At 70.3% G+C, this 10715-nt stretch carries 11 protein-coding genes; 8 read left to right on the top strand and 3 right to left on the bottom strand.

The window, feature by feature from the left end:
- Nucleotides 1-69 precede the first annotated feature (69 nt).
- On the top strand, nt 70-1266 hold the full coding sequence (locus tag AB0E90_RS47010) for an acyltransferase (RefSeq protein WP_360419425.1): 1197 nt from the start codon (nt 70-72) through the stop codon (nt 1264-1266).
- Nucleotides 1259-2221, top strand: a complete 963-nt coding sequence (locus AB0E90_RS47005; protein ID WP_360419423.1) for an SGNH hydrolase domain-containing protein — start codon at nt 1259-1261, stop codon at nt 2219-2221. The genes AB0E90_RS47010 and AB0E90_RS47005 overlap by 8 nt, the downstream gene beginning before the upstream one ends.
- Nucleotides 2222-2258: 37 nt before the next feature.
- Here the strand turns inward: AB0E90_RS47005 and AB0E90_RS47000 are convergent, their stop codons facing one another.
- On the bottom strand, nt 2259-2795 hold the full coding sequence (locus tag AB0E90_RS47000) for a DUF3618 domain-containing protein (protein WP_360419421.1): 537 nt from the start codon (nt 2793-2795) through the stop codon (nt 2259-2261).
- Entirely contained in the window at nt 2792-3199 is a 408-nt protein-coding gene (locus tag AB0E90_RS46995; RefSeq protein ID WP_360419418.1) for a phage holin family protein, read from the bottom strand. Before AB0E90_RS46995 ends, AB0E90_RS47000 begins: the two co-directional genes overlap by 4 nt.
- Nucleotides 3200-3421: 222 nt before the next feature.
- Here AB0E90_RS46995 and AB0E90_RS46990 point away from each other — a divergent pair, with 222 nt between their 5' ends.
- A complete protein-coding gene (locus AB0E90_RS46990) occupies nt 3422-5359 on the top strand; it encodes a carbohydrate-binding domain-containing protein (protein WP_360419416.1) in 1938 nt (645 codons plus the stop codon).
- Nucleotides 5360-5404: 45 nt separating this feature from the next.
- Here the strand turns inward: AB0E90_RS46990 and AB0E90_RS46985 are convergent, their stop codons facing one another.
- Complete coding sequence (locus AB0E90_RS46985; RefSeq protein WP_360419414.1) at nt 5405-5995, bottom strand: DNA mismatch repair protein MutL; 591 nt, start codon at nt 5993-5995, stop codon at nt 5405-5407.
- Between the two features lie 36 nt (nt 5996-6031).
- Here AB0E90_RS46985 and AB0E90_RS46980 point away from each other — a divergent pair, with 36 nt between their 5' ends.
- The 5 genes from AB0E90_RS46980 (at nt 6032) to AB0E90_RS46960 (ending at nt 10676) form a co-directional block, all read left to right on the top strand.
- Entirely contained in the window at nt 6032-6718 is a 687-nt protein-coding gene (locus AB0E90_RS46980) for a response regulator transcription factor (RefSeq protein WP_360419412.1), read from the top strand.
- Nucleotides 6715-7983 (top strand): HAMP domain-containing sensor histidine kinase, encoded by a 1269-nt coding sequence (locus tag AB0E90_RS46975; RefSeq protein ID WP_360419410.1) that lies wholly within the window; start codon nt 6715-6717, stop codon nt 7981-7983. The genes AB0E90_RS46980 and AB0E90_RS46975 overlap by 4 nt, the downstream gene beginning before the upstream one ends.
- A 55-nt stretch (nt 7984-8038) precedes the next feature.
- Complete coding sequence (locus tag AB0E90_RS46970) at nt 8039-8827, top strand: lytic polysaccharide monooxygenase (RefSeq protein ID WP_360419493.1); 789 nt, start codon at nt 8039-8041, stop codon at nt 8825-8827.
- Nucleotides 8812-9414: a DUF305 domain-containing protein gene (locus tag AB0E90_RS46965; protein WP_360419408.1), complete on the top strand. Its 603-nt coding sequence runs from the start codon at nt 8812-8814 to the stop codon at nt 9412-9414. Before AB0E90_RS46970 ends, AB0E90_RS46965 begins: the two co-directional genes overlap by 16 nt.
- A gap of 131 nt (nt 9415-9545) precedes the next feature.
- Nucleotides 9546-10676, top strand: coding sequence for a PQQ-binding-like beta-propeller repeat protein (locus AB0E90_RS46960; protein WP_360419406.1), 1131 nt, complete (start codon nt 9546-9548; stop codon nt 10674-10676).
- Nucleotides 10677-10715: the final 39 nt, after the last annotated feature.

Genomic DNA, 10715 nt, shown 5'->3' with positions numbered 1-10715 from the left:
CCCGCTGAACGCGTGGTCCGTACCTGTTTGGGCGCTTTAAGCCGCTAAGCGCGAATAGCGTCATTCTCGATGACGCCGACGACAACCGAGGTTCGCCCGGCCGCGACACGCGCGGCCGGGCCGTGGATCCGGTTCCGGCCCGACATCGAAGGGCTGCGCGCGGTCGCGATCGCGGCGGTCGTGCTCTTCCACGCCGGGGTGCCCGGCATCGGCGGCGGCTTCATCGGGATCGACGTCTTCTTCGTCATCTCCGGCTTCCTGATCACCGCGCTGATGATGCGCGAGCTCGCCGACACCGGCACCCTGTCGCTGCTGCGCTTCTACGGCCGCCGCGCCCGCCGCATCCTGCCCGCGTCCACTTTCGTGCTGGTCACCGTCGTGCTGGCCGGTTACCACTGGCTCGGCTTCCTGCGCGGCGACGAGATCGGCGCCGACGCCCGGTGGGCGGCGCTGTTCGCCTCCAACTTCAACTTCGCGGCCCAGGGCATCGACTACCTCCAGTCGCAGTCCGCGCCCTCGCCGCTGCAGCACTTCTGGTCGCTCGCCGTCGAGGAGCAGTTCTACCTCGTCTGGCCGGCCGCGCTCGGGCTGCTGATCTGGCTCGGCCTGCGCCACGCCACACCGCTGGTGCTCGGCCTCGCCGTCGCCGCGTCGCTGACCTGGTCGGTCGGCCACACCGGCACCTGGTCGTACTTCTCGCCGGCCACCCGCGCCTGGGAACTCGGCGCCGGCTGCCTGCTCGCGCTCGTCGCCGACCGCCTCGACCGGATCCCGGCCGCGGTCGCCACCGCGATGGCCGGCGCCGGCCTCGGCGGCATCGTGGTCGCCGCGCTCAGCTTCGACGACAGCACCCCGTTCCCCGGTTACACGGCAGTGCTCCCGGTCGCGGCCACCCTGCTGGTGCTGGCCGGGCGCGGCGACGCGGTGCTCGGGCTGGCGCCGCTGCGCTGGCTCGGCCGGATCTCGTACTCGCTCTACCTCTGGCACTGGCCGGTGCTGGTCATCGGCGAGCAGGCCTACGGCCCGCTACCGGGACGGACAAGACTCGGATTGGTGCTGCTCAGCGTCGTTTTGGCGATCATCACGTACGCCGTGGTGGAGAACCCGATCCGACGCAGCCCGCGTCTGCGGCGCTCGCATCTGCTCACGGCGGCGATGGCCGTGCTGCTCATCGCGGCGCCGGTCCTGGTCGCCGAATGGAAGAAGAGCACCCCACCCGGTGCCGAATTTCAACCCCGGTTAGGGGCGTCGGTTCCGCATGCGTAGTCTCCTGCTCTTCGTGCTGGTCTCGGCCTTGCTTACCGGGTGCGGCGGTGGCACGCCCGCCGAGCCGCAGCCGTCCGAGCGGCTCGCGCCGCCGGCCGCGCTGGCCGGCGTGGTGGCGGCGGTCCAGGCGGCCACGGCGATCCGCGCGGTGCCGTCCGACCTGAGCCCGGCGATGGCCACGGCCGGCGACGACCTCGGCTTCGACCAGGCGAAATGCGAGGCCGCTCCGGCCGCCGACCGACTCGACGAACCGTGCGTCTTCGGCGACCCGGCCGGGACGAAACGCGTCTTCCTGTACGGCGATTCGCACGCCGGCATGTGGCTGCCCGCGATGCGGATGATCGCCGAGCAGGAGCACTGGCGCCTCGAGTTCTTCGGCAAGCCGGCCTGCCCGGCGCCGCGGCTCACCTTCTGGAATCAGCAGGAGTCACGGCCGTTCACCGAGTGCGATCGCTTCCGGGACTTCGTGCTGGCCCGGGTGCAGCAGGCCCGGCCCGACCTGGTCGTGGTCACCAACGAGAGCTATTCGCAGAAGCTCGATCGCGGCGTGCTGATCACCCCGGGGCAGTGGCAGGCCGGGCTGACCGCGACGCTGACGACGCTGGTCGGCTCGGCCTCCCGGGTGATCGTGCTGGGGGACACCCCGGTGCTGGATCAGAGCGCGCCGGACTGCCTGGCCGCACACGCCTCGAACGTGTCCTCGTGCTCCACCAGCACGACCAAGGCGACCGCGCGGGTGTGGAACGCCGCCGACGAGGCGGCGGCGAGGGCTTCCGGCGCCGGGTACGTCTCGGTGCTGCCATGGCTGTGCAGCACGATCTGCACGCCGGTGATCGGGAACGTGCTGGTTTACCAAAACCAGTTCCACCTCACCGCGACGTACGCCCGGATGATGCACGGCGTCCTCGAAGAGGCCCTGGCCAGGGCCGGTACAGCGAGCGACGGCACGCCCTAGCCGGGCGTGCCGCCTTCTCCTCCGGTTTCCCGGCTTCTCAGCGGCGGCGCCGAAGCACCGCCACCACGACTGCAGCCGCGCCGAGCACCACCGCGGCGAGCGCGGCAATCGGCACCGGCCGGCGAACTACCTCGGCCGGCGAGCCGTCGGTGAACTGGTGCTTGGCGCGATCGCCGGCCTCGCCCGCTTGGCTCGCGACCCGGACGGCCGTCTGTGCGGTGGCCTGCTGGACCCCCTTGACCTGCGCGGTCTTCTCCGCGGCCGCCTCCTTGACCTGGGCGGTCTTCTCGGCGGCGGTGTCCTTGAGCTCGGTGGCCTTCACGGCGGCCGCGTCCTTGAGTTCGGTGGCCTTCTCCGCAGCGGTCGCCCCGAGCTCGGCCGTGCTGCGCCGGATCTCCTGGGTCTTGTCCGTCGCGGCCTGCTTGATCTCGGCCTTCTTGTCGGTCGCGGCCTGCTTCACCCGCGCCTTGACGTCGGCCTTCGCCGCGAGCGCGGCGGCCGTGTCACCCAGGTCGGCCCGTGTCTCTTCGATCGACTCGCGGAGTTCGTCCGCGGTGCGGTTGTCGCCGCTCATGCCCGTCCCTCCCGGATAGCGTCCTTGACCGTCTCGACGTCACGCCGGCCGCTGGCCATCGCGGCCTCGGGCTCCGGCGGCAACGCCTGGCTGACCTGCTTCTTTCCGACCAGGGCGGCCACGCCGGCGGTGGCGAACAGCGCCACGGTCACGATCAGGGCGGCCAGCCAGGCGGGCATCACCAGGGCGAGCAGGGCGCCCACCGTGAAGAAGAGCGCGCCGACTCCGTAGAGAGCCAGCGTTCCGGCCGCGCCGAACAGCCCGGCGCCGATACCGGCACGCTTACCCTTCTCCACCATTTCGATCTTGGCGAGCGTCAGCTCTTCCCGTACGAGCGTCGAAACCTGCTCGCTCATCTGGCGGACCAGGTCAGCGGTCGGCTGTTGATCGGTTTGCGTCGTCATGCGCACTTCCCTCCTCGTCCGAAGCACATACCCCCTGCTGGCGGACGTAATCGGGGGACCAGGGAATTCACCGTCGGCAGCGCTGGATCGAACACAGTCAATTCATAGGAGTTTCCCGGGAAACCCTGAGCTTCCGGCTCGGCGGTATCCGTCACCTGCATTGATAGGTTTCGATTTCAACTACGAGTAACTCCGCGTTCACCAGCCGGAAGGGCATCGTCCATGACACCCAAGATCCCGCGGGCCGCCATACCCGCGGCGGCCGCGGCGTTCACCATCACCCTGGTGACCGCCTCGGCGGTAGCGATGGCAGCCGCACCAGGCGCCATCGCGACCGCGTCGACCAAAGCCACGGCCCATGCCCCCGGCACCGCCGCCGCGGCCGCCCGGGCGCTCAACCGCCCCGACCACGACAGCGCCCGCCCCGACCGGCATCCGCGGCCACAGCCCGAACGGCGTATCCGGCTGGCCGGACACACGGCCCGCGCTTTCGGCCCGGGCGTCACCGTGGCCGGCGCGACCGTCACGATCGGCTCGCCCGGCACCTACCGGATCAGCGGCGGACTGACCGACGGCCAGCTCGTGGTCGACAGCGCCGGCGCCGACGCGGTCCGGCTGATCCTGGACGGGGTGCGCATCAGCAGCTCGACCAGCGCCCCGATCCTCATCGCCGCGGCCGGCGAGGCCGAGGTCGTGCTCGCGCCCGGCTCGCAGAACTTCCTCGCCGACGCCGCCGGCCACGAGGACCCGGGCGCCGCTCTCTACAGCGCCGCCGACCTGACCATCGGCGGGCCGGGGGCGCTGACCGTCACCGGCAACGCCTACGACGGCATCGCCAGCAAGGACGGCCTGGTCATCAACGGTGGCTCGATCACCGTGCAGGCCGTCGACGAAGGCATCCGGGGCAAGGACTACCTGGTCGTCAACGGCGGCACGCTGGCCGTGACGGCCGGCGGCGACGCGCTGAAGTCGACCAACGACGAGGACGCCACCGCGGGCTACGTCGCGGTCAACGGCGGCACCGTCACCGCGACCTCGACCGGCGGGGACGGCCTCTCCGCGGAGACTGACGTGCTCGTCGGCGGCGGCGCCATCGCGGTCAGCGCCGGCGGCGGCAGCGCAACCGCCAAGACTGACGTCTCCACCAAGGGCCTCAAGGCCGGCAAGTCGGTGGTGATCAGCGACGGCACGATCACCGTCGACACCGCTGACGACGGGGTGAACTCCGACGACACGGTCACCGTCGACGGCGGGAAGCTCACCGTGGCCAGCGGCGACGACGGCGTACACGCCGAGGGGGTGGTTTCGATCAGCGCCGGCGAGGTCTCCGTGAACCGCTCCTACGAGGGGATCGAAGGCCTGAAGATCCTGGTCAGCGGCGGTACGGTGCAGGCCACCTCGCAGACCGACGACGCGTTCAACGCGACCGAGGAGGGCGTCCCGGAGATGGACCCGGCGCCGAACGCCCTCATCGAGATCACCGGCGGCACGGTGGTCGTCGACGGTGGCACCGACGGCCTCGACTCGAACGGCGCCCTGACCATCGCCGGTGGCGTGGTCGTGGTGAAGGGGTCGTCGACCCGTGGTGGCGGTGAGGGCGGCCTCGACTCCAACGGCGCCCTCCAGTTCACCGGCGGCACCGTCGTCTCGGTCGGCGTGAGTGCCGTGACCAGCCGACTGCCCACCACCGGACAGGGATGGGTGCTCTACGGCTTCGCCGCCGCTCAACCGGTCAGCACCCTGGTGCAGCTGGCCACCGCCGACGGCACTCCGCTGCTGGCCTACCAGACCACGAAGGCCTTCCAGGCGGTGCTCTTCTCCTCGCCGGACGTGGTGACCGGCACCCACTACCTGCTCTACACCGGTGGCACCGCCGGCACGCCCCTCGGCGAAGGGTTGTCCGCGGGCGGCGACCTGACCGGCGCGACTGCGGTCATCGAGCTCACCTCCGGCACGGCGGCGGGCAACACCGGCGGCGGTGGCGGTCCCGGCGGTGGTGGCGGTCCGCGGCCGAGTGGCCCGTGGCCGAGCGGTCCCCGGCCGAGCGGTCCGTTCCCCAGTGGCCCGCCGCTTCCCTCGGATTCGGCCTTCCCCACTCCGAGCGACTCGGTGCCTTCGTCAGCTGACCCGGTCCCGTCGTCAGCCGACCCGACTTCCTAGGTCCCTCGAACGACCCCGGCCGGGCTTCCCGGTCGGGGTCGGAAACTACTGGCCGACCTCGCTGACCTCGGCAAACGGCTTATCGTCCCACCAGACGGCGTGAATGATGAAGCTGTGGTTCGTCTCGTTGAAGTAGACGGCCATGTTGTCCGGCGAGTCCTGGACCTTCTGCACCGCGTACCCCTGGGCTGGTGTTGCCGTGACCAGCGTGACCACGCCGTCGGAGGTCATCTTGATGACCGCCTGGCCGCCCTCCACCTGGAATGACCGCACGTAGGTGCGCCGGCCGTCGCCGGCCGTGGTGACCGTCCAGCCGTCCTCGGTCTTCGTCGGGGGCAGCGACGTCGCTTTCGTCGTCGGCGTCGTGCCGGCGGTGGTCGGCTTACCGGTCTTGACCGGGGCCGTCGTGCGCGAATGCTCGCTGCTCGGCGGGGGCGACGAAGGGGCAGCCGAGTTGGTCACCGCGGGCAATGGCGCCGGGAAGGTGTCGGTCTTGCCGGCCGGCAACTGCGCCAGGGCGCCGTCCTGCGGCGCGGTGGTGCGCAGCACCGGAAGGATGGCCACGCTGGCCAGGACGATGCTCGTCGCCGTCGCCGCAGCCCAGCCCGCGATCGGAGCTAACCGGGAAGATCGCACGCGGCAATAATTGCACCTGGACCTATGCTGCACCGCATGGCGTTGATCCTGCTGGTCGAGGACGACCGCATCATCACGGCTGCACTGTCCCGCGCGCTCACCGACGCCGGGCACGTGGTGCGGCCGGTGGGCCGGGCCGCCGACGCCCTGAAGATTGTCACCGAGGAGCAGCCTGACCTGGTCATTCTCGACCTCGGGCTGCCCGACATCGACGGCACCGACGCGCTGCGGATGATGCGATCGGTGTCCGATGTGCCGGTTATCGTGGCGACCGCGCGTCGCTCCGAGTCCGACATCATCGCCCTGCTCAGCGCGGGCGCCGACGATTACGTGACCAAACCGTTCTCCGGCGGCCACATCCTGGCCCGGATCAACGCGGTGCTGCGGCGCGCCCGCACCGCTCCGGAACAGGCCACCCAGGAGATCACCGTCGGCGAACTGGTGATCAGCCCGCGCCAGCGCCGGGCCGAACTGCGCGGCGAGCCCCTGCAACTCACCCGCCGCGAGTTCGACGTGCTCGCCTACCTGGCCGAACGCGTCGGCCAGGTGATCAGCCGGCGGGAACTGATGAACGAGGTGTGGAACCAGGCCCGGATCGGCGAGGAACAGACCATCGACGTACACATCTCGTGGTTGCGTCGAAAGCTCGGCGAGACCGCGGCGCAGCCACGATTCCTGCACACGGTGCGTGGGGTCGGCGTGATGATGGTCGACCCGCGGTGAGGTGGGCGCTCAACCGGCTGGCCCTCGCGATCACGTCGATGGTCGCCCTGGCCTTCCTCGTGCCGCTGGCCGTCGCCACCCGGCAGATCGCCCATGATCGCGCCGTCAGCGACGCCCGCCAGCAGGCAACGTCGCTGGTCACGGTGCTGGGCGTGGACGCCGACCCGACCCTGCTGACCAACGCGGTAGCCAGCACCACGGCCGGCAGCGCGGGCCGGCTCGCCGTCCACCTGCCCGACACCGCCCCGATCGGCGTCGCACATGCCGACGCCGCGCAGATCTCCCTGGCCGGCCAGGAGCGCCGGTCGGTGCTGGCGCCCGCCCCCGACGGCGTTGCGTATTTGCAGCCCACGGTGCTCACCGACGGCCGTACCGTGGTGGTCGAGGTTTATGTCCCTGATTCCGAGATGCACCGCGGCGTCCTCACCGCGTGGCTCGTGCTCGGCGGGCTGGCGATCGTCCTGGTGGCAGGCTCGGTGGTGCTGGCCGACCGGCTCGGCAGCAAGATGGTCAAGGCCACCCGCCAGCTGGCCGGCTCCACCCGCCGCCTTGGCGGCGGCGATCTGGCGACGCGGGTCGAGCCGATCGGCCCGCGCGAGCTGCGCGACGCGGCGAACGCTTTCAACACCATGGCCGACGACCTCCACGGCCTGCTGGAACGCGAACGCGAGCTCGCGGCCGATCTTTCCCACCGATTGCGTACGCCGCTGACAGCGCTCCGCCTCGACGCCGAAGCCCTCCCCGCCGGCCCGGTCGCCGACCGCATGCGACAGGCCTGCGACCTGCTCGACTCCGAGCTCGACGCGATCATCACCGGCACCCGGCGCGGCTCCCAGGCACGCGGCCCCGAAGAGGCCGACCTGGTCGAGGTGCTCGCCGACCGGCTGGCCTTCTGGTCGGTGCTGGCCGAGGACCAGGAACGCCCGTGGGAGGTGATCGGCGGCGACGTGCCGGTGATGCTGCCGATGTCGCACAGCGACCTGATCCTGGTGGTCGACGCGATGCTCGGCAACGTCTTCTCGCACACGCCCGAACGAACCGCGTTCCGCGTGCACATCTCGCCCGACGGCCTGCTGGTCGACGACGCCGGCCCGGGCATCCCCGACCCGTCCTGGTCGGTGCAGCGCGGGGTCAGCGGGGCCGGCTCGACCGGACTCGGCCTCGACATCGTGCGCCGGGCCGCCTCGGAGACCGGCGGAGAGTTGGTAGTCGCCCGCTCACCCCTCGGCGGCGCCCGGGTGGGCATCCTGTTCCCGGTTTCATGATCCCTTCCGGGTTCGTTAAGGAGCCTTTATGGTCCGGCTCCCTACGGTGCTCGGCATGCGCAGGAAAATTGCTTATCCGCTGGTAGCTCTCGGCATGACGATCGGCTCGAGTCTGGCGGTCGCGTCGCCGGCCCTGGCCCACGGCTACGTCTCGACACCGCCCTCACGGCAGGCGTTGTGCGCGTCCGGGGCGGTCGCCGACTGCGGGCAGATCCAGTTCGAGCCGCAGAGCGTGGAGGCGCCGAAGGGCCGGCAGTCCTGCGACGGTGGGGTTTCGACGTGGTCAGTGCTGTCCGACGAGTCGCGGAACTGGCCGGCCAAGTCGGTCGGCACCTCGGTGAACTTCACGTGGGTGATGACGGCCCGGCACCGGACCGCGGACTGGACCTATTACGTCGGCGGGACGAAGGTCGCTTCGATCTCCGGCGGCAACGCCCAGCCGGATGCGGTGGTGTCGCACACGATCGACCTGAGCAAGTTCCCGGGGAAGCACACGGTGCTGGCGGTGTGGAACATCGGGGACACGGCGAACGCCTTCTACAGCTGCGTGGACCTGAACATCGGCGGCGGGTCGGCTTCGTCCTCTCCCACTACGGCCCCGACCACGAGCGCTCCCGCCACGACCGCTCCTACCGCGGCCCCGACCACGAGCGCTCCGGGCGCCGCGCCGACGACCACTGCTCCGCCGGCTGCCGCGGGCTCGGCGTGGGCCGCAGGTGTCTCGTACAAGACTGGTGATGTCGTTACTTATCAGGGCGTCCGCTATCAATGCCGGCAGTCACACAGCTCGATCAACAGCTGGGAGCCGTCGATCTACACGCTCGCCCTGTGGCTCCCGCTGTGAAGCGCCGGGTTGTTCTCTCCCTGCTCGTTCCGCTGGCGCTGGGCGCCTGTGGCACGGCTGCAACCCCCGCACCCACGGCAACCGTCTCGGCGAATGCCGTCGCCGAAATCCAGGCCGGGTCCCAGTTCAACGACACCGACGTGATGTTCCTGCAGATGCTGGCCTACCACCAGAAGCAGGGCCTGGAGATGACCGCAACAGCGGCGTCGCGTTCCAAGAACCCGCAGCTGAAAACGCTGGCCGAGGCGGTACAGGCCACGGAGAAGGACGAGCTGTCGATGATGCAGGCGTGGCTGACCCAGTGGGGCAAGCCCACCACGGCAGACACCGCTGCCAGCCTGCACGCCGACCACGGCGGCCTGCCGGCAACCGGCCCCGCCGAGATCAAGGCCCTGAAAACGGTGTCGGCAGCGACCTTCGACACGGCGTTCCTGAACCTGTTCCTGGCCCACCAGCACAACGCCATCGAGATGGCCCACCTGGAGACCGCGGACGGCTCGAACCCCGAGGCGAAGGCCTTCGCCGACCGAGTGCGCGAGTCCCGCCAGGGCGAGGTCCAGCAGATGCTGAAGCTGATGAACAGCTGATTCACCGATCGCTCGTTCGTTCGTCCGAGGGCGGCCCCATCCGTTGGGCCGCCCTTTCGGCGTTTCCACCACCAGCCCCTGCATCACGGGCATAGGTTACGTGCGCAAATCACCACAAAAGGGGCTGTGCCGTGACCGCTTTGCGCCGTACTCAAGCAGTGGTTCTGTCTGTTGCTCTGGCCGTTGTCGCCCCGGCGGTCCCGGCTGCGGCCGCCGGACCCGCCGGCTGGGACCATCCCGGCTTCGACGCCGAGGACAGCTACTACAACCCGGGTGAGAACGCCGTCAACGCAACCACGATCGCCAAGCTTAGCCAGCGGTGGTCGGTGGCGTTGCGCAAGCACGAGGGTTCGTGCGGCGGCTTCGGTGCGCCAGTGATCGCGGGCGGACGCGTGGTCACCACCGACCAGCTGGGAATCTCGGCGTTCCAGGCACTGACGGGCGCCCCGGCATGGCACTTCAACTGGGTGGACCCGGGCGACTCGGACACGGCGGTGCTCGCAGCCTCGGGCAACACGATGATCGCCACCAACGGCGACTGCAACTCCAACAGCGACCCGGACGGCACGTTGGTGGCCCTCGACCTGGCGACGGGCAAGCGGCGCTGGTGGGTGGACTCCGACATGCCCATCTACACGGTCGTGGTCGACAAGGGCATGATCGTGGTTTCCGGCGAATCCCCGTCGGACGCGCAGGCCGTGGTCGCCTACCGGGTGTCGGACGGCAAACAGGCCTGGAAGCGTGTCGACTACGAGGGCTCGAGCGTCTGCGCCGATGGCCGCGTCCTGGTGAACAAGGGGACGACAACGTCGGCCCTGTCCATCACTACGGGCGCTCTGTTGTGGACCAAGCCGGGATATTGGCAGGCCAAGGCGGCGACCCCGGCCGCCGACCGCTTCCTGGTGACCAACGGCGCCGCGATGTCCGCGATCAACGCCGCCAATGGGGCCGTTATGTGGACCGCTCCGAACAAGGCATCCGACTTGCTGGCCACCGACGGCCGCCGCATCTACCGGGTGGATGACCATACGGTGGAGGCCTTGGACGTCAACAGCGGTCGCTCGCTGTGGTCCCGCGGCCTGCCCAGCGAGGGCGGCCAGCCGGTCCGGGCCGGCGGCCTCCTCTACACGGGCGGCCCGGTCTTGTCGCCTACCTCTGGCGCCATCGTGGCTCAAGCAAAGGTGCTGACCGGACGTCCGGTCATTACTGGTGGCCGGCTCTACACCGTGAACGACGGAATGCTGTCGAACCTCGCGCCCTAGATTCGCGGCCCGCTGTCAGCCGACAGTATTGACGCCGTG

It is taken from the genome of Actinoplanes sp. NPDC026619 (assembly GCF_040638295.1).
Taxonomy (GTDB): Bacteria; Actinomycetota; Actinomycetes; order Mycobacteriales; family Micromonosporaceae; genus Actinoplanes.
This window is presented reverse-complemented; position numbering and strand designations above follow the sequence as displayed.